Source organism: [Empedobacter] haloabium (assembly GCA_008011715.2).
Classification (GTDB): domain Bacteria; phylum Pseudomonadota; class Gammaproteobacteria; order Burkholderiales; family Burkholderiaceae_D; genus Rugamonas; species Rugamonas haloabia.
Genome location: CP136508.1, coordinates 845,398 through 866,565, shown reverse-complemented (window position 1 = coordinate 866,565; position 21,168 = coordinate 845,398). Strand labels below are relative to the sequence as shown.

At 65.3% G+C, this 21,168-nt stretch carries 27 protein-coding genes; 10 read left to right on the top strand and 17 right to left on the bottom strand.

The window, feature by feature from the left end; translation table 11 throughout:
• Position 1 precedes the first annotated feature (1 nt).
• On the top strand, positions 2 to 757 hold the full coding sequence (locus tag E7V67_003905; GenBank protein WUR14256.1) for a hypothetical protein: 756 nt from the start codon (positions 2 to 4) through the stop codon (positions 755 to 757).
• On the opposite strand, the gene E7V67_003900 is transcribed toward E7V67_003905, so the two are convergent.
• Entirely contained in the window at positions 738 to 1,805 is a 1,068-nt protein-coding gene (locus tag E7V67_003900) for an AI-2E family transporter (GenBank protein WUR14255.1), read from the bottom strand. The genes E7V67_003905 and E7V67_003900 overlap by 20 nt on opposite strands.
• Positions 1,806 to 1,893: 88 nt before the next feature.
• Here E7V67_003900 and E7V67_003895 point away from each other — a divergent pair, with 88 nt between their 5' ends.
• Entirely contained in the window at positions 1,894 to 2,931 is a 1,038-nt protein-coding gene (locus E7V67_003895) for an alpha/beta hydrolase (protein ID WUR14254.1), read from the top strand.
• A 305-nt stretch (positions 2,932 to 3,236) separates the two neighbouring features.
• Here E7V67_003895 and E7V67_003890 read toward each other — a convergent pair whose 3' ends face one another.
• From E7V67_003890 to E7V67_003870, 5 genes are read right to left on the bottom strand one after another with little or no spacing between them, the layout of a single operon-like run.
• On the bottom strand, positions 3,237 to 3,812 hold the full coding sequence (locus tag E7V67_003890) for an SCO family protein (protein ID WUR14253.1): 576 nt from the start codon (positions 3,810 to 3,812) through the stop codon (positions 3,237 to 3,239).
• 2 nt (positions 3,813 to 3,814) lie between these two features.
• Positions 3,815 to 4,708 carry a heme o synthase gene (gene cyoE / locus E7V67_003885; protein WUR14252.1) on the bottom strand — a complete coding sequence of 298 codons (894 nt, stop codon included), beginning with the start codon at positions 4,706 to 4,708 and terminating at the stop codon, positions 3,815 to 3,817.
• Positions 4,708 to 5,820 carry a COX15/CtaA family protein gene (locus tag E7V67_003880; protein WUR14251.1) on the bottom strand — a complete coding sequence of 371 codons (1,113 nt, stop codon included), beginning with the start codon at positions 5,818 to 5,820 and terminating at the stop codon, positions 4,708 to 4,710. Before E7V67_003880 ends, cyoE begins: the two co-directional genes overlap by 1 nt.
• Before the next feature lie 12 nt (positions 5,821 to 5,832).
• The gene (locus tag E7V67_003875; GenBank protein ID WUR14250.1) at positions 5,833 to 6,435 is read right to left on the bottom strand and encodes a cytochrome C oxidase subunit I; all 603 of its coding nucleotides are present in this window, start codon (positions 6,433 to 6,435) and stop codon (positions 5,833 to 5,835) included.
• Positions 6,413 to 7,135 (bottom strand): SURF1 family protein, encoded by a 723-nt coding sequence (locus tag E7V67_003870; protein WUR14249.1) that lies wholly within the window; start codon positions 7,133 to 7,135, stop codon positions 6,413 to 6,415. Before E7V67_003870 ends, E7V67_003875 begins: the two co-directional genes overlap by 23 nt.
• Before the next feature lie 34 nt (positions 7,136 to 7,169).
• On the opposite strand from E7V67_003870, the gene E7V67_003865 reads away from it, so the two are divergent.
• On the top strand, positions 7,170 to 7,370 hold the full coding sequence (locus tag E7V67_003865; GenBank protein WUR14248.1) for a twin transmembrane helix small protein: 201 nt from the start codon (positions 7,170 to 7,172) through the stop codon (positions 7,368 to 7,370).
• A 135-nt stretch (positions 7,371 to 7,505) separates the two neighbouring features.
• On the opposite strand, the gene E7V67_003860 is transcribed toward E7V67_003865, so the two are convergent.
• The 7 genes from E7V67_003860 to E7V67_003830 form a co-directional block, all read right to left on the bottom strand.
• A complete protein-coding gene (locus tag E7V67_003860) occupies positions 7,506 to 8,366 on the bottom strand; it encodes a cytochrome c oxidase subunit 3 (protein WUR14247.1) in 861 nt (286 codons plus the stop codon).
• A gap of 22 nt (positions 8,367 to 8,388) precedes the next feature.
• Complete coding sequence (locus E7V67_003855) at positions 8,389 to 8,589, bottom strand: DUF2970 domain-containing protein (protein ID WUR14246.1); 201 nt, start codon at positions 8,587 to 8,589, stop codon at positions 8,389 to 8,391.
• The gene (locus E7V67_003850; GenBank protein ID WUR14245.1) at positions 8,586 to 9,155 is read right to left on the bottom strand and encodes a cytochrome c oxidase assembly protein; all 570 of its coding nucleotides are present in this window, start codon (positions 9,153 to 9,155) and stop codon (positions 8,586 to 8,588) included. The genes E7V67_003855 and E7V67_003850 overlap by 4 nt, the downstream gene beginning before the upstream one ends.
• A 5-nt stretch (positions 9,156 to 9,160) precedes the next feature.
• Positions 9,161 to 9,268, bottom strand: coding sequence for a cytochrome oxidase small assembly protein (locus E7V67_003845; protein WUR14244.1), 108 nt, complete (start codon positions 9,266 to 9,268; stop codon positions 9,161 to 9,163).
• A 73-nt stretch (positions 9,269 to 9,341) separates the two neighbouring features.
• Positions 9,342 to 10,955: a cytochrome c oxidase subunit I gene (gene ctaD / locus E7V67_003840; protein WUR14243.1), complete on the bottom strand. Its 1,614-nt coding sequence runs from the start codon at positions 10,953 to 10,955 to the stop codon at positions 9,342 to 9,344.
• Between the two features lie 13 nt (positions 10,956 to 10,968).
• Complete coding sequence (coxB, locus tag E7V67_003835; GenBank protein WUR14242.1) at positions 10,969 to 12,207, bottom strand: cytochrome c oxidase subunit II; 1,239 nt, start codon at positions 12,205 to 12,207, stop codon at positions 10,969 to 10,971.
• A gap of 351 nt (positions 12,208 to 12,558) precedes the next feature.
• Entirely contained in the window at positions 12,559 to 13,482 is a 924-nt protein-coding gene (locus tag E7V67_003830) for a methyltransferase domain-containing protein (protein ID WUR14241.1), read from the bottom strand.
• A gap of 67 nt (positions 13,483 to 13,549) precedes the next feature.
• Here E7V67_003830 and E7V67_003825 point away from each other — a divergent pair, with 67 nt between their 5' ends.
• The 4 genes from E7V67_003825 (at position 13,550) to E7V67_003810 (ending at position 16,317) form a co-directional block, all read left to right on the top strand.
• Complete coding sequence (locus tag E7V67_003825; protein ID WUR14240.1) at positions 13,550 to 14,275, top strand: ComF family protein; 726 nt, start codon at positions 13,550 to 13,552, stop codon at positions 14,273 to 14,275.
• A gap of 10 nt (positions 14,276 to 14,285) precedes the next feature.
• Positions 14,286 to 14,756, top strand: a complete 471-nt coding sequence (gene trmL, locus E7V67_003820) for a tRNA (uridine(34)/cytosine(34)/5-carboxymethylaminomethyluridine(34)-2'-O)-methyltransferase TrmL (protein ID WUR14239.1) — start codon at positions 14,286 to 14,288, stop codon at positions 14,754 to 14,756.
• A 213-nt stretch (positions 14,757 to 14,969) separates the two neighbouring features.
• On the top strand, positions 14,970 to 15,755 hold the full coding sequence (locus tag E7V67_003815) for a transposase (protein ID WUR14238.1): 786 nt from the start codon (positions 14,970 to 14,972) through the stop codon (positions 15,753 to 15,755).
• A 103-nt stretch (positions 15,756 to 15,858) separates the two neighbouring features.
• Positions 15,859 to 16,317 (top strand): DUF421 domain-containing protein, encoded by a 459-nt coding sequence (locus E7V67_003810; GenBank protein WUR14237.1) that lies wholly within the window; start codon positions 15,859 to 15,861, stop codon positions 16,315 to 16,317.
• Here E7V67_003810 and E7V67_003805 read toward each other — a convergent pair.
• Positions 16,298 to 16,789, bottom strand: coding sequence for an adenylyltransferase/cytidyltransferase family protein (locus E7V67_003805; GenBank protein ID WUR14236.1), 492 nt, complete (start codon positions 16,787 to 16,789; stop codon positions 16,298 to 16,300). The genes E7V67_003810 and E7V67_003805 overlap by 20 nt on opposite strands.
• An 85-nt stretch (positions 16,790 to 16,874) precedes the next feature.
• Here E7V67_003805 and E7V67_003800 point away from each other — a divergent pair, with 85 nt between their 5' ends.
• From E7V67_003800 to E7V67_003790, 3 genes are all read left to right on the top strand, one after another.
• Complete coding sequence (locus E7V67_003800) at positions 16,875 to 17,816, top strand: hydrogen peroxide-inducible genes activator (protein WUR14235.1); 942 nt, start codon at positions 16,875 to 16,877, stop codon at positions 17,814 to 17,816.
• A 24-nt stretch (positions 17,817 to 17,840) separates the two neighbouring features.
• Complete coding sequence (gene ubiA / locus E7V67_003795; protein ID WUR14234.1) at positions 17,841 to 18,716, top strand: 4-hydroxybenzoate octaprenyltransferase; 876 nt, start codon at positions 17,841 to 17,843, stop codon at positions 18,714 to 18,716.
• A 96-nt stretch (positions 18,717 to 18,812) separates the two neighbouring features.
• On the top strand, positions 18,813 to 19,190 hold the full coding sequence (locus E7V67_003790; GenBank protein ID WUR14233.1) for a DUF883 domain-containing protein: 378 nt from the start codon (positions 18,813 to 18,815) through the stop codon (positions 19,188 to 19,190).
• A 29-nt stretch (positions 19,191 to 19,219) separates the two neighbouring features.
• On the opposite strand, the gene E7V67_003785 is transcribed toward E7V67_003790, so the two are convergent.
• Genes E7V67_003785 through E7V67_003775 form a run of 3 tightly spaced genes read right to left on the bottom strand, consistent with a single transcriptional unit; the run spans position 19,220 to position 21,131 of the window.
• Complete coding sequence (locus E7V67_003785) at positions 19,220 to 19,600, bottom strand: VOC family protein (protein WUR14232.1); 381 nt, start codon at positions 19,598 to 19,600, stop codon at positions 19,220 to 19,222.
• Positions 19,597 to 20,421, bottom strand: a complete 825-nt coding sequence (gene proC, locus E7V67_003780; protein ID WUR14231.1) for a pyrroline-5-carboxylate reductase — start codon at positions 20,419 to 20,421, stop codon at positions 19,597 to 19,599. The genes E7V67_003785 and proC overlap by 4 nt, the downstream gene beginning before the upstream one ends.
• On the bottom strand, positions 20,418 to 21,131 hold the full coding sequence (locus E7V67_003775) for a YggS family pyridoxal phosphate-dependent enzyme (protein ID WUR14230.1): 714 nt from the start codon (positions 21,129 to 21,131) through the stop codon (positions 20,418 to 20,420). Before E7V67_003775 ends, proC begins: the two co-directional genes overlap by 4 nt.
• Positions 21,132 to 21,168: the final 37 nt, after the last annotated feature.

Sequence of the window (21,168 nt, the reverse complement as noted above, 5' to 3'; positions counted from 1 at the left end):
CATGATGCGCCTGTCCCACCTGCTCCGTTCCTCCCTGGCCGCCACCGCCCTGCTGGCCGCCACCGCCCACGCCGCCCCGCAATACGTGGCGGCCGGCTCGCCGCTGCCACGCTTCCATTTGCTGAAGGAAGGCAGCCATCGCTACCTGCGCTACCTGCAGGCGGCCGACAGCAACACGCCGCTCGACATCTGGCAGCGCGACATCCGCTTCGAGGGCAAGCGGGTGACGATCCGCCAGCGCTGGGATGCCGTCGGCAAGAGCCCTTCGGTCAAATGGCTCGATTCGTCGTTCGAGGCCGGCACGCTGCGTCCGCTGTCGCACACGCGCATCACGCAGAAGGACGGCAAGAAGACGGTGGAAGGTTTTGCCTTCGCGCCGGACAAGGTGACGGGCCTGCCCGACCTGCCGGGCAATACCCAGAAGGCGCTGAGCGTGCCGTCTGCCGAGCCGGCCTTCAACTTCGAGGCCGACATGGAGCTGCTGCAGGCGCTGCCGCTGGCCGAAGGCTACGAGGCGCAGCTGGTGCTGTACCACCCGGGCGGCCCGGCCGCGCCGGCCCGCTACACGTTCCGCGTGGCTGGCAGCGAGGCCATCGCCGGCCCGGCCGGGCCGGTCGACTGCTGGGTCGTGACGACGGACTACAACCAGCCCGGCACCGTGTCGAAGTTCTGGTTCGCCCGCGCCACCCAGCTGATGGTGCGCCAGGAGAGCCGCATGCCGGACGGTCGCCTGCTGGTCAAGACGCTGATCGACTAGGTGACTCCACGACCGGGTTCACCCCGGTCCAGTTGCGCAAGAGGCCCAGGGCGACCGCCAGCAGGGTCGGGCCGATGAACAGGCCGACGAAGCCGAACGCAATGACGCCGCCCAGCACGCCCAGCAGCACCAGCAGGAACGGCAGGCTGGAGCCGCGGCTGATCAGCAGCGGCTTGACCACGTTGTCGACGCCGCTGATCAGCAACACGCCCCAGATCACCATGAAAATGCCCCAGCCGGTGCTGCCCTGGTTGAACAGCCAGATCGCGGCACCGCCCCAGATCAGCGGCGGCCCCACCGGAATCAGCGAGAACAGGAAGGTGGCCACGGCCAGCAGCGCGACAGCGGGCACGCCGGCGATCAGGAAGCCGGCGGCAGCCACCGCCGCCTGCGCCAGCGCGGTCCCCAGCAGCCCGTACATGACACCGCGCACCGTGCGGCTGACGGTATCGGCAACACCCGGCGCGTGCTCCCCCATGATCTTGTCCATCCCCACCGCCAGCGCGCGCAGCAAGGTCGGACCGTCGCGGTACAGGAAAAAGCTGACGAAGGCGGCCAGGCTGACCTGCGCCACGCCGCTGCCCAGCACGAGGCCTCCTCCCAGCAGCAGGTGGCGCGCCGGCTCCATGTATTTCTTCGCCAGCGCGATCAGCTGCTCGCGGCTGCCGATCAGGCTGCGCAGGTAGCTGTCGGCCATTTCGCCGACCACCGGTATCTGGCGCAGCCAGTCCGGCGGCGCCAGGTGGCCGGCCTGCAGCGCGTCGCGCAGGCCACGATAGAAGTCACCCGCATTGTCCGCCACGTTCCAGGTCACCAGCGCCAGCGGCAGGATGATCACCAGCACCAGCGAGACCGTCATGACGGAGGCGGCCAGGGTGCGCCGTCCGCGCAGGCGTGCCAGCAGGCGCAGATACAGGGGCCAGCTGGAAATCGTGATCGCGCAGGCGAACAGGATCGCTGCCAGGAACGGTCGCAGCACCCACAGGCAGCCGATCACCAGGAAGACAATGGCCGCCAGGCGGCTGTACGGTTGAAAACGCTTTTCCATGCAAAATCCCGTTCATGTGTAGCATCTGACTGTCGGGAGATGATGTCTCCCTTGCATATTTGCAAGATCAGAATCCGGAACCCATACGATGACGCCCATACCGCTCGACGAGGCAACACTGGAAGATGCCAGGCAATTCAACCGCAAGCTGGCCCGCCTGCCCCGCTTCCGCGTCCGCAACCGTGTGACGCCGCGGCTACTGCAGGCGCTGCTGAGGCTATCCCAGCTGGGCGCCAACCGCAAGCTGGCGCGCGCCGGCATTCGCATCGAAACGGACTTCGCCGCGGCGGCGGATGGCGTGCGCGTGCCGCTGCGCATCCTGCGTCCGGCTGGCGCGGTGCGCGGCGTGGTGCTGGAGATCCACGGTGGCGGCTGGGTCATCGGTAATGCCCGCATGGACGACGGCCTGAATGCGGCCATGGTGCACGCTTGCCACGTGGCGGTGGTGTCGGTCGACTACCGGCTGGCCACGCAGGCGCCGCTGCAAGGCCAGCTGGACGACTGCCTGGCCGCGGCCCGCTGGCTGCTCGAGGGCGGCCTGGCCGGCTGCGAGCACCTGCCCGTCATCGTGGTGGGCGAGTCCGCCGGCGCCCATCTGGCCGCCGCCACCCTGCTGCGCCTGCGCGACGAGCCGGCGCTGCTGCGGCGCGTGCACGGCGCCGTGCTGTACTACGGGGTGTACGACCTGGCCGGCACGCCCAGCGTGCACCAGGCCGATGCCGACACGCTGGTGCTGGACGGTCCCGGCATCCCGGCCGGCCTGCGCCTGCTGACGCCGGACCTGGACGACGCGGCCCGGCGCAGGCCGCCGTTGTCGCCGCTGTACGGCGAACTGGAAGGCTTGCCGCCGGCGCTGCTGCTGGCCGGCGCGCTCGATCCCCTGCGCGACGATACGACCGGCATGGCGAACCGCTGGCGCGCGGTGGCGGACGTGGAACTGCATCTGCTGCCGGAAGCGCCGCACGGCTTCATCCGTTTTCCGACGGCGATGGCGCGGCTGGCGCAGGCGCGCGTGCACGGGTGGATCAGGGAGCGGTTGAACCGGGTGCCGGCGATCGGCGGAGCGCGCCGCAATGTGGCGGGCGGTCAGGAGCAGGACCGGTGGGGCCAGTCGCGGCGGGTTTGAGGTTGGGGTTGAAGTTGGGGTCTGTCCCTTTGGGACTGACCCCGAAGTTTCGCCAGAGCTGACGAAACGCATGCAAACTTCGGGGTCTGTGCCTAATGCCGCCAAGTTAAGGAAATTTATCAGCCAGCCACAGACGTCTTTCCACCAAAGGCGGAGAGCTGGGGTCAGACCCGGCGGGTCTGACCCCGGTTTTGGACCTGGGGTTGAGGGATACGCCTGCGGCCCAGTGAGTCTTACATCCTTAACTTAGCGGCATTAGGGTCAGTCCCCGTTGGGGACAGACCCCGGTGCCTCTGGCGCTGTGGTCAATCCAGCAGCAGCTTCAAATCATGCACGATCGGCGCCGGCCCCTGGTTATGGCGCAGGAACAGCCGCACCTTGCCCTGCTTGTCGAACACGTAGCTGCCGGCCGTGTGGTCGATCGTGTACGTATCGGCCGTCTTGCCCGGCACCTTCTGGTAGAACACCTTGAATTCCTTGGCCGTCGTCGCGATCTCGGCCGGCGTGCCGTACAGGCCGACGAAGCGCTTGTCGAATGCGGGCGCGTATTGCGCCAGCAGCGTGGGCGTGTCGCGTTCCGGGTCGAGCGTGACGAACAGCACCTGCACCTGGTCCGCTTGCGGGCCGAGCGCCTTCATCACGGCCGCCATCTCCGACATCGTGGTCGGGCACACGTCCGGGCATTGCGTGAAACCGAAGAACACCACCACGACCTTGCCCTTGTACGTCTCCAGCGTGACCGGCTTGCCGGTGTGGTCCTTCAGCGAAAAGCCCTTGGCGTAGTCGAGGCCCGTGATGTCGGTATTGGTGAACGCGGGGCGCTTTTCCGAACAGGCCACCAGCAGGAACAGCATGCACAGCGCGGCAAACAGTTTTTTCATGGTCAGAGCGGGATGTAATGGTCGACCAGCAGCGCCACGAACAGCAGCGACAGGTAGACGATGGAATACGTGAAGGCCTTGCGGGCGACCAGGTCGGTGTAGTGCTTGTAGATCTGCCAGCCGTACCACAGGAAGATGGCGTCCAGCACGACGGCGCTGGCCAGGTAGATCGCGCCACTCATGCGCACGGCGAACGGCAGCAAAGTGGTCGCGGCCAGCGCGATCGAATACAGGAACACGTGGAACTGCGTGAACGGCAGGCCGTGCGTCACGGGCAGCATGGGCAGGCCGGACTTGGCGTAGTCGTCGCGGCGGTACATCGCCAGCGCCCAGAAGTGCGGCGGCGTCCACAGGAAGATGATCAGGACCAGCAGCCATGCCTGCATCGGCACCTCGTTGGCGACGGCGGCCCAGCCGAGCGCCGGCGGCATCGCGCCGGACAGGCCGCCGATGACGATGTTCTGCGGCGTGGCGGGTTTCAGGATCATCGTGTAGATGACGGCATAGCCGACGAAGGTGACGAAGGTCAGCCACATCGTCAACGGATTGACCAGCGTGTACAGCACCCACATGCCGGCCCCGCCGATGACGGCCGAGAACACGACGGTCTGGCCGACCGTGATGTCGCCCAGCGCCATCGGCCGGCGCGCGGTGCGCGCCATGCGTGCGTCGATCTCGCGTTCGGCCAGGCAGTTGACCGCGAACGCGGCGCCGGCCAGCAGCCAGATGCCGATCGTGGCCGCGACGACGGTGCGCCAATCGGGCAGGCCGTCGGTGGCCAGGAACATCCCGATCACGGCACAGAACACCGCCAGCTGCGTGACGCGCGGTTTCGTCAGCGCCCAGTACTGGGCGATGCGGGGGTGCTGCTTCGGGGCTGCGGTACGGGTCGTCATCAGTGTGCGGCGGGGGCGTCGTATAAAAACTTAGCCCGGTAGTTTAGCATGGTCAGGAGCAGCACCAGGGCTGCCGCCCCGGCGTTATGCAGCACCGCCAGCAGCAGCGGATAGCTCAGGTAGATCGTCGCGATGCCCGTCAGCGCCTGCAGCGCCAGCACGACCGCGATGGCGCGCGCGACCGGCCGCAGTGGCGCGATGGACCAGGCCCGCGCGGCCGCCCAGCCCAGCACCAGCACGACGACCAGCGCGAAATTGCGATGCACCCAGTGGATCGCCGTCAGCGCGGAAAACGGCAGATAGTGGCCAGCCGCGGTCTTGCCCAGCTCGCGCCACAGGTGGAAACCGTGCTCGAAATCCATCTCCGGCACCACCTTGCCGCCGCACAGGGGGAACTCGGTGCAGGCCAGGGTGGCGTAGTTGGTACTGACCCAGCCGCCCAGGAACAGCTGCACCAGCAGCACGAGGCCGGACAGCAGCGCCAGCCGCCGCACCGTGACCAGCCGCGCGCGCGGGACGATGGCGCTGGCGGGCCGCAGCAGCTGGTCCTGGCGACCGCCGAACCACGTCAGCAGCGCCAGCAGGCCCATGCCCAGCAGCAGGTGCATCGTGACGATGACGGGCTGCAGCTTCAAGGTGACGGTCCAGGCGCCGAACGCGCCTTGCAGGCAGACGAAGAAGAACAGGAAGGTCGGATAGCCCGGCCGGTAGGCGGCCTGGCGCGTTTTCTTCCAGCGATACCAGGCCACCGCCATCATGGCGACGATCAGGATACCGATCGCCATCGCCAGGTAGCGGTGGATCATCTCGATCCAGGCCTTGGCCATGGTCACGGGACCCGTGGGCTGCAGGGCCTCGGCGGCGCGGATCTCCTCGTGCGCCAGGAACGGGTTGGCCAGGCCGTAGCAGCCCGGCCAGTCGGGGCAGCCCAGGCCGGAGTCGGTCAGCCGGGTAAACGCGCCGAACACGATCAGGTCGAACGTCAGGAACACGCCGATCCAGACCAGCTTGCGGTAACGGCTGATGTCCTTCGAGATCCAGGCCATCGACAGCGGCAGCAGCGCGACGATCAAGGCCGTGATGGCCATCTGGGCCAGGGTGGTGTGGTGCATGGGGTCCTGTCCTCAGCCGATCGCCGATGCTTTCAGCAGCTTGGCGATGTCTTTTTTCATCTTGGTCGGGTCGGGGTTCTTCGGGAAGCGCATCATCAGGTTGCCCAGCGGGTCAATCAGCCAAATATGGTCGGCCGCGTCGCCGCCCGGCTCCACCGGCAGCCATTGCGTCACCACGTCCTTGGGCGCGCGCAGCATGCGGGTGCCGTCGTTCACGCGCAGCAGCATCGTCTCCAGCGGCGCCTCGTCCGTGATGAGCCACACGCGTTCGATACGGTTCATCTCCTTGCCCTGCATCGTGCGCAGCTGGCGCATCGTGAACAACTGGTCCTGGCAGGCCTGGTCGCAGTCCGAGCCCCCCACCTTCAACATGATCCACTTGCCCTTGTAGGCGTCCAGCGTGGTGGGCTGCTGCGCCAGCGTGCGGCTCGCCATCGGCGGGATCGGATGGGCGCGCGGATCGATCAGGGTACCGTAGTTGGTGCGACCCGTCGGCTTGACGACGTAGTAGGTGAAGTAGGAGGCCAGCAGCGGCGACGCGCACACCAGCAGTACGGCGAACAGCTTCCAGCGGCCGCGGGCGCGCTGGCGATCAACGGTTTTGTTTTCGTCCACTGAGGATTCCGGTAATAACAAAGAACAGGAGCGCGGTCAGCGCCAGCGCATACCACTGGAACGCATAGCCGCGATGCTTGTCGACGCCCAGCTCGGGCGCGGGCCAGTCGCGCACCAGGCGATCCGTGCCGCCGGACGTCTGCTGGATGACGAAGGGCAGCAGCCGCAGGCCGCTGGCAGCCGCCACCTGGGGCACGTCGGCATTCTGCACGATCGCGCCGCGCACGAGCGGCGCGGCCGCGCCGAGCTGCAGCACGTGGCCGGCGTCGCGCCGGGCGATGCCCTCGATCGCCACGGCGCCCGCCGGTGTCGCATACGGCATGATGTGCTGGCGCCGCGCCGCGTCGACGGGCAGCCAGCCGCGCAGTACCAGTACATGCCGGTCGGTGCCTTCGATCCGCAGCGGCATCAGCACATAGAAGCCGGCCTGGCCGCCATGGGGGCGGTTGTCCAGGTACACCGGCCAGTTGGCGACGAAGGTGCCGCGCACCGCCACCCGGCGCCATTCGGCCTGCGCCAGCGCGATTGGCGCGCCATCGAGCCGCAGCGGCGCTTGCGCATTGGCGCTGGCCAGCTTGGCCTGCAGCGCCAGCTTCTGGTCGGCCCGGCGCGTCTGCCACTGGCCCAGCGCGACGCCCAGCCCCACCAGCACGACGGTGGCGACGAAGGGAACCAGCTTAAAGCGAAACGCAATACGCATTAGAATGAAACCCTACTTCCTTTCGCCCAGCCACATGAAAATCCTCGTCGCCATTGCCTTCATCCTGATCATCGGCAGCCTTGGTTCGGCGCTGTTCTACCTGATGCGCGACCGCGGCGGCAGCAAGCGCACGGTACGCGCCCTGGCGCTGCGGGTGGGCTTCTCGGTGCTGCTGTTCGTGCTGATCCTCGCGGCCAACCGCCTCGGCTACATCCAACCCACGGGCCTGCGCTAAATTGGGGACAGACCCCATTTTTTAAGCAATGTTTCCCAAAAAATGGGGTCTGTCCCCATTTTTTGGGAAACAAAAAACCGCAGCGGTTGCCCGCTGCGGCCTTGGCGTTGGGGGCGCGCCGATTATAGCGCCGCCTTACAGCCAGTAGACTATGACATAAAGTCCCAGCCAGACCACGTCGACGAAGTGCCAGTACCAGGCGGCGCCTTCGAACGCGAAGTGGTGCTCGGCGGTGAAGTGGCCCTTCATCAGGCGGAACAGCACGACGGCCAGCATGATGGCGCCCATCGTCACGTGGAAGCCGTGGAAGCCCGTCAGCATGAAGAACGTGGAGCCATAGATGCCCGACGTCAGCTTCAGGTTCAGTTCACTGTACGCATGGATGTATTCATAGGCCTGGAAGCCCATGAAGATCGCGCCCAGCAGGATCGTGGCGGCCAGCCAGAAGATCGTCTTGGAGCGTTTGCCCGCCTGCAGCGCATGGTGCGAGATCGTCAGCGTGACGCCGGACAGCAGCAGCAGTGCCGTGTTGATCGTCGGGATCGGGAACGGCCCCATCGTGTTGAATGCATCGACCACGCCGGCCGGACCGGCATTGCCCCATTGCGGCGAATAGTCCGGCCACAGGATCTTGTTGTCCAAATCGCCCAGCCACGGCATCGTGATGGCGCGGGCGTAGAACAGCGCGCCGAAGAAGGCACCGAAGAACATCACTTCGGAGAAGATGAACCAGCCCATCGACCAGCGGTACGAATAGTCGATGCGCTTGCTGTACAGCCCTCCTTCCGATTCGCGAATGGCGTCGCCGAACCAGCCGAACAGCACGGCGATCATCGCCACGATGCCGACCAGGCACAGGATGCGCCCCCAGGCCGCGTCGTTGACCCAGCCGGAAGCCCCGATCATCGTGGCCAGCATCGACATCCCGGCCAGCATCGGCCAGCGGGACGGTCCCGGCACGAAGTAATGCGGTGCCGTCGCGTGATTCGAACTCATATTCATCTCCTCGTGAACTCTTTTATGAAACCACCAATTTGACGATCGTTACCAATATACCGATGAACAGCGCGACGGCCAGCAGGCCCGCCGCGATGACGTGAAACGGATTGAGCTTGACCTCGTCCTTGTCGAAGTCGCTCTTGCGGCGCAGGCCCACGAACGACCACAGCACCGCCTTGAGCGAATACAGAAAGGACGGCCGGCCATCGTTGCTGCTCATTGCACCGCCTTCGACGCCGCCGCCGCCGCCGTCTTGTCCAGCCCCGCGATCTCGATGAAGGTGTACGACAGCGTGATCGTCTTCACTTCCTTCGGCAGCGCCGGATCGAGATAGAACATCACCGGCATCTGCTTCGCCTCGTTGGCCTGCAAGGTCTGCTGCTGGAAGCAGAAACACTCCACCTTCTTGAAATGCGGCGTGGCGCTCTGCGGTGCATAGCTGGGGATCGCCTGCGCCGTCACGGGCCGCGCCTGCGCGTTGACGACTTCGTACACCACGGTCTTCATCTCGCCCGGGTGAACCGTCACGCTGCGCTCGGTGGGCCGGAAGCGCAAGCTACCCTGCACGTTGCTGTCCAGTTCCACCGTGATGCTGCGGCTCAGGTCCACCTGGGTGTTGACCGGCGGCGCCACCGTGCCGTCCTTCTGCGTCAGCACGTTGATGCCGAGGACCTCGCAGATGTGCCGGTAGACCGGAATCAGCGCGTAGCCGAAGCCGAACATCACGACGGCCATGACCAGCAGCTTGCCCAGCATCCGGCGGTTGGACTCGCGCGCTTCGCTCATGGCCTTCAGCTCAGCCAGATCCGCTTGGCGATCACGGACAGGAAAAACACCAGCGCGATCGATCCGAGGATCAGCGCGAGGCGCAGGTTGTTCGGCTTGTTCTGGTCTGACATGCTGCTTTTCCCATCCACAGTACTGCGAACATCGGAACACGGGCCGTCCACCGGGAGCGGCCCGCCAGAGACATCACTTCACCAGCGGCGGCGTTTCGAACGTGTGGAACGGCGCCGGCGACGGCACGGTCCATTCCAGGCCTTCGGCGCCTTCCCATGGCTTGTCGGCCGCCTGCTTGCCGCCGCGGATCGTCGGCAGCACCACGAAGAACAGGAAGTACACCTGCGACAGGCCGAAGCCGAACGCGCCGATCGAGACGATCGCGTTGAAGTCGGTGAACTGGGTCGGGTAATCGGCATAACGGCGCGGCATGCCGGCCAGGCCCAGGAAGTGCATCGGGAAGAACGTGATGTTGAACGTGATCAGCGAGGCCCAGAAGTGGATCTTGCCGCGCAGCTCGGGGTACATGAAGCCGGTCCATTTCGGGCCCCAGTAATAGAAGCCGGCGAACAGCGCGAACAGGGAACCCGCCACCAGCACGTAGTGGAAGTGCGCCACCACGTAATAGGTGTCGTGCACCTGGATGTCGATCGGCGTGACGGCCAGGATCAGGCCCGTGAAACCACCCATCGTGAACACGAAGATGAAGCCGACGGCGAACAGCATCGGCGTCTCGAACGTCATCGAGCCCTTCCACATCGTGGCGATCCAGTTGAACACCTTGACGCCGGTGGGCACGGCGATCAGCATCGTCGCGTACATGAAGAACAGCTGGGAAGTGACCGGCATGCCGGTCGTGAACATGTGGTGCGCCCAGACGATGAACGACAGGATGGCGATCGACGCGGTCGCGTACACCATCGACGCATAACCGAACAGCGGCTTGCGGGCGAAGGCCGGAATGATCTGCGAGACGATGCCGAATGCCGGCAGGATCATGATGTAGACCTCGGGGTGGCCGAAGAACCAGAAGATGTGCTGGTACATCACCGGGTCGCCGCCGCCGGCCGCGTTGAAGAACGAGGTGCCGAAGTGGCGGTCGGTCAGCGTCATCGTGATGGCGCCGGCCAGCACGGGCATGACGGCGATCAGCAGGTAGGCGGTGATCAGCCAGGTCCAGCAGAACATCGGCATCTTCATCAACGTCATGCCGGGCGCGCGCATGTTCAGGATGGTGACGATGATGTTGATGGAGCCCATGATCGACGACGCGCCCATGATGTGCATGGCGAAGATGGCCATGTCCATGCCCGGGCCCATCTGGGTGGACAGGGGCGCGTACAGCGTCCAGCCGGCCGCGGTGGCGCCGCCCGGCACGAAGAACGAGCCGGCCAGCAGCAGCGCCGCCGGCGGCAGCAGCCAGAACGAGAAGTTGTTCATGCGCGCGAACGCCATGTCGGAAGCACCCACCTGCAGCGGGATCATCCAGTTGGCGTAGCCGACGAAGGCCGGCATGATCGCGCCGAACACCATCACCAGGCCGTGCATCGTGGTCAGCTGGTTGAAGAACTCCGGTTGGAAGAACTGCAGGCCGGGCTGGAACAGCTCTGTGCGGATCATCAGCGCCAGCACGCCGCCCGAGAGCAGCATGATGAACGAGAACCACAGGTACAGCGTGCCGATATCCTTGTGGTTGGTGGCGAACAGCCAGCGCCGCAGACCGGTCGGATGGTCGTGCGCATGGTCGTGATCGTGCGCGTGACCGTGATCGTGACCGTGGGTGTGATCGATAGTAGTCGTGCTCATGATGAAGCTCCTGTTACTTACGTGCTGCCACAATTTCGGCCGGTTGGACGATGTTCTGCTCTGGCTTGTTCGACCAGTTGTTACGGGTGTACGTGATCACGGCGGCGATGTCGGTATCCGACAGCTGCTTCCAGCCAGGCATCTCGGCCGGATAGTTGCCGCTCTTCTTGCCGTGCAGGAGCACGTCGATCTGCGGCGCCTTCGGGCCGTTGACGACTTCCGAGCCGTCCAGCGGCGCGAACGCGTTCGGCACGCCCTTGCCGTTGGCCTGGTGGCACACGGCGCAGTTGGCGGCATACACCTTTTCGCCCTTGGTCTTGAGCTCATCGATGGTCCAGGTCTTGTTCGGATCGTCCGCCAGCGCGGCCATTTCCTTTTTCTTCTTGTCGACCCAGGCAGTGTACTCGTCGGCCGTGACGACACGCACGACGATCGGCATGAAGGCGTGCTCCTTGCCGCACAACTCGGCGCAGTTGCCGCGGAAGACGCCGGTGTGCTCGGACTTGAACCAGGTGTCGCGCACGAAGCCGGGAATGGCGTCCTGCTTGACGCCGAACGCGGGAATCATCCAGGCGTGGATCACGTCGTTGGCGGTGGTGACGATGCGGATTTTCTTGTGAACGGGGACGACGACCTCGTTGTCCACCTCCATCAGGTAGTTCTCGCCGCGCTTTTCGGTCGCTTCGACGCCCGGGGAGCCGATCTGCGAGCGCGGCGTGGCCAGGTTGGAGATGAACGAGATGCCCTCGCCTTCGCCGTTCAGGTAGTCGTAGCCCCACTTCCACTGCATGCCGGTGGCCTTGATGGTGATGTCGGCGTTCGACGTGTCCTTCATGCCGACGACGGTGCGGGTGGCCGGCAGCGCCATGCCGATGACGATCAGGAACGGCACGACGGTCCAGGCGATTTCGACAGCCGTCGATTCATGGAAGGTGGCGGCCTTGTGGCCGACCGATTTGCGGTGCTTGAAGATGGAATAGAACATCACGCCGAACACGGCCACGAAGATGACCAGGCAGACGATCATCATCCAGTTGTGCAGGCTGTAGATTTCAGAAGCGATCTGCGTGGCGGCGGGCTGGAGGTCCAGCTGGTGTGGCGTCGGGCCGCCGGTGCCGCCCGTGGCTGCGTGGTAAGTGCCGGTTGCCGTCGATGCGCTCTGCTGGGCCCATGCTGGTGCCCCGGCCAGGGACGCCGCCACCGTGGCGGCCAGCCCAAGCATCAACGATTCAAGTCGCTTCGCAAGTTTCATGTTTTCCCCAAACCACCCAAGATATAAGAAAAATTTTTCACTGCGACGACTGCCGGTTGCCGGTGGGTCGTCGTTGTGCTTAATACACCAAACAGTTACAGACGGAAAATGCCCGGCTGAACCTTGACAATGCCACCGGCAGACACAATATCACCGATGACGCTGACTATTGATGCCTTGCTGTTTCTGGCCACTTTTTCGGGCCGGATTTTCGTGTGTCCGGATGGAAAAAAGTAGCCAAATTAGTCAAGGATTATAAGCATTATTACTTAGCCATATCAAGCGTGTGGCTGTGTTTCCACCGCGCAGTGCAATGCTGCAGCGCGCCATTGTGGAGGCGGCGAAAACGTGTTATCGGCCGCGGCGCGAGGGGTCGAAACGGATGATGGCTTCGCCGTCTTTCGTCATCCGTGCGGCGGGTCGGAAGGCGTGTCCATAGATGACTTCGAACGTCAGCGCCAGCTTGCCGTCGGCACGCCGGTTTTTTTCCAGTCCCGCCAGCAATTTGGCGTGCCCGCCGCGGCCCAGCAGGCCCTTGCGCGCCGTCGTCAGCGGATTGCCGCCCAGCGCGCGCACGTCCGCCAGCAGTTTATCGGCGCTGTCGTAGGTAACCGTCAACTTTTCCATGTCCATCACGGGGGTCGCGAACCCCGCTTCCACCAGCTGGTCGCCAAAGTCGTGCATGTCGACAAAGGGCAAGGTGTGCGGTGCAAGATCGACGTCGGCGAAGGCGGCGCGCACTTCCTGGAAGGTATCCGGGCCGAAGCAGGAAAACATCAACAGGCCATCCACGCGCAGCACGCGGCGCCACTCGGCAAACACGCGGTCCGGCTGCGGATGCCAGTGCAGGGCCAGGTTGGACCAGACCAGGTCGACGGTATTCGGACCCAGCGGCAGGTCGGCGAAGTCGCCGCACAGCAGGTCGATGCCGCTCTTGGCCGGAAGCAACTTGCCCAGCAGCTGATTCAGCGCCGACTGCCGGCCCGGCTGGCCGGGCAGCGAGCGCAGCATGGGTTCGGACGCGTCGATGCCGATCACCTGCGTGGCCGCGTAGGCCTTGTGCAGCAGGGCCAGGTCGGCACCGCTGCCGCAGCCCGCGTCCAGCACGCGCTGGGGTGCCAGGCGCACCAGTTGCAAGCGCTCGTGCATGCGATGAGCGATCTCGCGCCGCAGGAAGTCGCCGTCCTGCACGCGGGCGGGGCGGGAAAACAGCAGGCGCACGCGGTCGACGTCGATGGGCGCGGAAAGTTTCGGTGGCTTGGCGGGGACTTGCATGGGGTCGTTGGTTCAGGTGAGATAATGTGAGGCGAGGCGACAGTTTACCTGTTTGGAGCGAAACGCGATGGGCGGCGGGCTGTGGAGGGCTGGACTGGCGACATTGCTGCCGTGCGGCTGCATGCTGTGCGGCGCGCTGGGGCGCGATCCGCTGTGTCCGCCGTGCCGCGCGCAGTTCTGCGGCACCGGGCCTGGCCGCTGCCCCGTCTGCGCGGAGCCGCTGCCGGACGGTGCCAAGGGCGTGCCGTGCGGGCGCTGTGTGCAGCGGCGGCCGGCGTATGACGCCACCATTGCCGCCGTGTCCTATGAGATGCCGCTGGACCGGCTGGTGCTCGAGCTCAAGTTTGGCGGCCGGCTGGCGCATGCGCGGCTGTTTGCGTCGTTGCTGGCGGAGGCGTCCCATGCGGCTTTGCTGGATGAGCGCCCTGCCCTGCTGTGCCCAGTGCCGCTGGCACCGGGCCGGCTGGCCGAGCGCGGTTTCAATCAGGCGCTGGAAATCGCCCGGCCGCTGGGCAAGCTGCTGACCATCGGCGTCGCGTCGCGCCTGGCGCAGCGGGTGCAGGAAACGTCGGCGCAGAGCCGGCTGCGCAGCGCCGCGCGGCGGGCCAACATGGCGCACGTGTTTGCCGTGCCGGAACGCGCCGCGGTGGCCGGGCGGCACATCGGCATCGTCGATGATGTCATGAGCAGCGGGCAGACGCTGCAGGAACTGGCGGCGGTACTGAAGCGCCACGGCGCGACGCGCGTGACGAATTTCGTGTTCGCGCGCACGCCGCCGCATCGAAAACATTAGGAGAGTAACGTTGTTTCACGTCGTACTGGTCAACCCCGAGATTCCGCCGAACACCGGCAATGTCATTCGTCTGTGTGCCAACACGGGCGCCCAGCTGCACCTGATCGAACCGCTGGGCTTCCCGCTGGACGACGCCAAGCTGCGCCGCGCCGGCCTCGACTACCACGAATACGCGCGCATGAAGGTGCACAAGGACTGGGCGGCGTTCCTGGCCGCCGTCCAGCCGGACCAGGCGCGCATGTTCGCCATGACCACGCACGGCTCGACCCCGTTCGCGCAGCTTGCCTTCCGACCGGGCGATGTCTTCGTGTTCGGCTCGGAAACGCGCGGCCTGCCCCCCGAGTTCCGCGACAGCTTCCCGACGACGCAACGCATCCGCGTGCCGATGCGGCCGGACAATCGCAGCCTGAACCTGTCGAACACCGTCGCGATCGTGGTGTACGAAGCGTGGCGGCAGCAGGGTTATGACGGCGGGAGCTGATTTCGTTGCTACTGCTGGGTTCGTGTCCCACCACGGTGTCAGTCACCAAAACGAGACACGACCTCATCAAAACAAGCGAGGCATGTGCCAGCGCAAATGGTCGGGCTCGTGTCCCACCACGGTGTCAGTCACCAAAATGGGACACGAACACAGCAGAGAGCTGATGTAGACCTACCTCAATTTGAAACCTAGGACGCCTGCTAGCTTAGGTGGATGAGCCGACCACCACGTACCCTCTTCCAAGGTGCCATCTATCATGTCACCTCGCGCGGCAATCGTCGCGCAAACATCTACGCCGACGAGCGAGATCATTTGACCTGGCTGGACGTCCTTGCCGAGACTGCGGAACGATATGACTTCAAGGTTCACGCGTATTGCATGATGCCTAATCATTACCACCTCCTGGTCGAGACACCATCAGCCAATCTCTCCGATGGCATGCGCTTTCTGAACGGGAGGTATGCCAAGCGGCATAACGACCGGCACGGCCTGGTCGGCCACGTCATCCAAGGTCGCTATTACGCCATACTGGTGGAACGAAACTCGCAGTTATTGGAAGCGGCGCGTTACATATCGCTAAACCCTGTTCGAGCGCGATTGGTGCGTTGCGCCGCCGAGTGGCGCTGGAGCAGCCATTGCTATCTGACCGGCGTGGCAGCGGCGCCGCCCTGGATGTCGCTGGAGTGGCTTCTCGGCCACTTCCACGGCGAAAGCGCGGCGGAGCAAGCCGAAGCATTCTCCGCTTTCGTGGACGCCAGTCTTCGCGAGCCGAGTCCGTTTTCGCAAAAGGTGGCGAAAAACCGGTGCCTCGAGACGCTCGACGCACGGCTCAACCCTATGAGTACAAACGCAGCAATAGCTTCCGCATATGCCACTGGGCTATTCACCCGTGCGGAGCTCGCTGCACACTTCGAGGTGTCGGTCAAGACTATAAGCAGAGCAATATCGAGCCACACTACCGCGACTACGGAAGAGCCTGTGTCCCGTTTTGGTGACTGACCCCGGGGTGGGACACGGCGTCAGCTGTGGAAGCGTTCACCAGTGTTGGCATAAATGCACCAAACGCCGTATAACTGAGCTTTCAGCTCTGGCGGAGGTCGCTATGTTCGACATGGACCTGCCGTGGTGGGAGTTCATTGCCCGCGGCGGCATCATCTATATCTTCTTGCTGATCATGGTGCGGCTGACCGGCAAGCGCACCATCGGCCAATTTACCCCGTTCGATCTGCTGATCGTCATGCTGCTGAGCGAGGCCGTGTCGAATTCACTGAACGGCGGCGACGAGTCCTTGCAGGGGGGCATGATCACCGCCACGACGCTCATCGCGCTAAACGTCATCATCGCCATTGCCACCTCGCGCAGCCGCAAGGTGGCCGAGATGATCGACGGCACGCCTGTACTGCTGGGCCGCGACGGCCGCATTTTTCACGACGTCGTCAAGAAATGCCGCGTGGCTGAAGGCGACGTCGAGCAGGCGCTGCGCGAGGCGGATTGCCCACTGCACAAGATGAAATGCGCCTTCCTCGAGCCGGACGGCAAGATCACGATCCTGCAGAACTGAACTTCCGCACCTTCGCCAGCAGCTTCGTCGTCGAGCGGTCGTGCTCGAAATCGATGGCCACCGCCTGGCCGCCATACGCCAGCACCGCCTGGCCTTCCGGAATCGCGGTCATGTCGTAGTCGCCGCCCTTGGCGTAGATCCCGGGCCGCGCTTCCAGCACCACTTCCAGCGCCGTGTCCTCTTCGAATGGCACCACCAGGCTGACCGATTCCAGCGCGGCCAGCACGGCCAGCCGGTCGTCGCACGTGTTGAGGGGCCGATCGTCCCCCTTGCCCAGCCGTTTCACCGACGCATCGGTATTGGCCGCCACGACCAGCGACGCGCCCAGCTCGCGCGCCTGCGCCAGGTACGTCACATGGCCGCGGTGCAGGATGTCGAACACCCCATTGGTCAGCACGACAGGTTTCGGCAGCGCGGCCACGCGCGCGGCCAGGTCGGCACGGGTACAGATCTTTTCTTCGAATCGAGGCATGGTGTCTTTCTTGCTAGCGGTATCGCGCCATTATAGCCAAGGCATTCCGTTACAATATCACCGGCACTCACTGGTCCATAAGCTCATGACACTCACCGAACTCAAGTACATCGTCGCGGTCGCGCGCGCCAAACATTTCGGGCATGCGGCCGAAGCCTGCTTCGTGGCGCAGCCGACCTTGTCGGTCGCGATCAAGAAGCTCGAAGACGAGCTCGGTGTCACCTTGTTCGAGCGGGGCGGCACGGAAATCTCCGTCACGCCGCTGGGAGCCCAGATCGTCGCGCAGGCCGAGCGGGTACTGGAGCAGACCGCCGCCATCAAGGAGCTGGCCAAGCAGAACAAGGACCCACTGGCCGGCCCGCTGCGCCTCGGTGTCATCTACACGATCGGCCCTTACCTGCTGCCGCCACTCGTCAAGGCGATGATCGAGAAGACGCCGCAGATGCCGCTGATCCTGCAAGAGAACTTCACCGTCAAGCTGCTCGAGCTGCTGCGCCAGGGCGAGCTGGACGCCGCCATTATGGCCCTGCCCCTGCCCGAGCACGGCATGGCCATGCAGGCCTTGTACGACGAACCGTTTGTCGTGGCGATGCCGAACCACCACCCGTGGGTCGAGCGCGAGCGCATTCCCGCCGAGGACCTGAAAAGCGAAACCATGCTACTTCTCGGTAACGGCCATTGCTTCCGCGACCAGGTGCTGGAGGTCTGCCCCGAAATGGCCCGTTACGCCACGCCGGGCAACGGCATGCAGCGCACCTTCGAAGGCTCGTCGCTGGAAACCATCCGCCACATGGTCGCCAGCGGCATCGGCCTGACGGTGCTGCCGCGCGCCTCCGTGCCGGACATGAACGCCACGGGCGGCATGCTGCAGTTCCGCTATTTCGAAGAGCCGCAGCCGTCGCGCCGCGTCGTCATCGTCTGGCGCAAGAGCTTTACCCGCAAGGCCGCCATCGACGCCGTCGTCGAAGCCGTCGCCCAGTGCGAACTGCCCGGCGTTACCAACCTGGCCGCCGACGCCACTGTCTGATCCTCATTGCTTACTGAAATGTCCGTGTCCGCTCCCGCTCCCGCCCTCAGCAAACTGGAACTGTATTTCCGCCTCGTCCGGCTCGACAAGCCCATCGGCACTGTGCTGCTGCTGTGGCCGACGCTGTCGGCGCTGTGGCTGGCCAGCGGCGGCGTGCCGGCCTGGCACCTGCTCGTCATCTTCTCGCTGGGCACACTGCTGATGCGCTCGGCCGGCTGTGCCATCAACGATTACGCGGACCAGGATTTCGACCGCCACGTCAAGCGCACCGCCGACCGCCCCATCACCAGCGGACGCATCAGCGGCAAGGAAGCCGTCGCCATCGCCGCCGGGCTGTCCATCGTCGCGTTCCTGCTGATCCTGCCGCTGAACGCACTGGTCAAGCAGCTGAGCGTGGCCGCCGTCATCATTGCCGGCACCTACCCCTACTTCAAACGCTTCTTCGCCATTCCCCAGGCCTACCTGGGCATCGCGTTCGGCTTCGGCATTCCGATGGCCTTCGCCGCCGTCCAGAACACGGTCCCGTCCTGGGCCTGGCTGCTGCTGCTGGGCAATGTATTCTGGGCCGTGGCCTACGACACCGAATACGCGATGGTCGACCGCGACGACGACCTGAAGATCGGCATCAAGACTTCCGCCATCACGTTCGGCCGTTGGGACGTGACGATCATCATGCTGTGCTACGTCGTGCACCTGGCCATCCTGCTGGCGGCCGGCACGTACTTCGGCCTGGGTACCTGGTTCCACATCGGGCTTGCCGCCGCCGCCGCCTGCGTCGTCTACCACTGGTTCCTGATCCGCGGCCGGGAGCGTGCGCCGTGCTTTGCAGCATTCCGTCACAATAACTACCTGGGAGCGGCGGTCTTTGCCGGTATCGCGCTGGATTACGCCCTGCGCTGATGCCGTCAAGAAAAATTGCGACAACACAAGCGTCGCAAGCCACCGCTGATTAGACTAGACGTTCCAGCTGTTCAATCCAAAAAAAGAGGCGATCATATGGACCAGACCACCAATCTCGAAGGTACCGGCAACACGAAGGGCAATGGCAGCAGCAACGGCAGCACGTACACGCCGGGCGACATGACGGCGGCACGCGACCGCCTGATGAGCGACCTGAAGAAAACCATCAGTGATGCCGAGCAGTGGCTGCGCGGTGCGGCCAACAGCGAGGAAATCGGCGAAGCGCGCGCGAAAATGCAGGAAACCCTGCGCAGCGCCAAGACCAACCTGCTGACCCTGGAAGACTCGGTGATTGCCCGCACCAAGCTGGCGGCGCAGGCGACCGACACCTACGTGCACGACAATCCCTGGAAGGCCGTCATCGTCGGCGGCGTCGTCGGGCTGCTGCTCGGCGTGATCGTGTCGCGCGACTAAGCAAAAACGGCCCGCGCAAGCGGGCCGCTCTACATTGGGCCTCCCTTGAACACCGCCTCAACCCGGTGCCCGTCCGGATCGACCAGGAACGCGGCATAGTAAGTCGGCCCATACTCTTCTCGCAGCCCGGCCGCGCCGTTGTCGAAGCCGCCGGCGCGCAGCCCCGCCTCATGGAACGCATCGACCGCCGCCTGTCCCGGCGCCGCAAATGCCAGGTGAAAGCCGGCGCCCGGCGCCACCGCGTCGGGGCGCAGCTTCAGGCACAGGATGTCTTCGTCGTCGACGGTGCCGTAGCCGATGGCGTCATCGTCCTCGAACACGCGGCGAAAGCCCAGCGCACCCAGCGCGCCATCATAGAACGCCGCGCTGGCGGCCAGGTCGCGCACACCCAGCGACAGGTGATGGATCACTGCGCCCCCAGCTCGTCGCCGAGTTCCTTGCCGCGCGCCGCCGCCGCCTTCACGGCCGCGACGATGGCATCCTTGACGCCGCCCTGCTCCATGCTGGTCAGCGCTGCATGGGTGGTGCCGCCTTTCGACGTGACGCGCTCGCGCAGCACGGCCACCGGCTCGTCCGAGCGGGCCGCCAGTTGCGCCGCGCCCGTGAACGTGGCCTGCGCCAGCGCCAGGCTCTGCTCCGCCGTCAGGCCCAGCTCCACGCCGGCCTGCTGCATCGCTTCGATGAAGTAAAACACGTATGCGGGGCCGCTGCCGGAGACCGCGGTCACCGCATCGATCAGCCCTTCGTCGTCCAGCCACAGCGTCGTGCCGACCGCCTGCAGTACCTGGTCCGCCAGGGTGCGCTGCGCGGCCGTCACGCCGCTGTGTGCCACCATGCCCGTCACGCCCATGCCGATCAGCGCCGGCGTGTTCGGCATGCAGCGCACGATGGCGTCGTAGCCGCCCAGCCAGCGCGCCAGGTCGCGTGCGCGGATGCCGGCCGCGATCGATACGACCAGCGGCCGCTGCGGCGCCGCGGCCAGCAGCGGCTGCAGTACCGTCGTCACCTCGCGCATGTTCTGCGGCTTCACGGCCAGCACGATGACTTCACCGGCCGTGACAGCCGCGTCGATGGCGGCGGCCGTCGTCACGCCGTGCTCGCGCTGCAGCCGTTCCAGCGCTTCGGCGTTCGGGTCGACGACGTGCAGATTGGCACCCGGCGTGACCTTGCCGGCCAGCCCGGCGATCAGCGCGGCGGCCATATTGCCGCCGCCGATGAATGCGATCTTCATGCTTGTCCTTTGTTGTAATGGCGCGCGCCGAAGATGGCGCTGCCGACGCGCACGATGGTGGCGCCTTCGATAATGGCCGCGCGCAGGTCGGCCGACATGCCCATCGACAGCGTGTCGAGCACGAAGCCCTGTGCGCACAGCTCGTCGTACAGCGCGCGCAACGCGGCAAACGCGGCGCGCTGCGCGGCAAAGTCCTCGGTGGGTTCGGGAATGGCCATCAAGCCGCGCAAGCGCAGCTGCGGCAGGCCTGCCACCACACGCGCCAGCGCCGCCACCTGGCCCGGCGCGACGCCGCTCTTGCTGGCTTCCCCGCTGATATTGACCTGCAGGCAGACGTTGAGCGGTTCGCGCGCCGCCGGGCGCTGCTCGGCCAGGCGCTGGGCGATCTTCTCGCGCTCGACCGTGTGCACCCAGTCGAAGTGCTCGGCGATGGGACGTGTCTTGTTGCTCTGGATCGGGCCGATGAAGTGCCATTCCAGGCTTGCGTCCGGCAAGGCCGCGTTCACGGTCGCGATCTTGTCGATGCCTTCCTGTACATAGTTTTCGCCGAACGCACGCTGGCCCGCCCGCGCCGCTTCGATAACGGCCTCGGGGCCGAAGGTCTTCGACACGGCCAGCAGCCGCACGCTGTCGCGTGGCCGCCGCGCCTCGGCCGTGGCGGCCCCGATGGCCTCGGCCACCGCTTGCAAGTTCTCTGTGATTGTGGACATAATCGTTGACCGGGACCTTCGACGCGCGGCCAGCCAG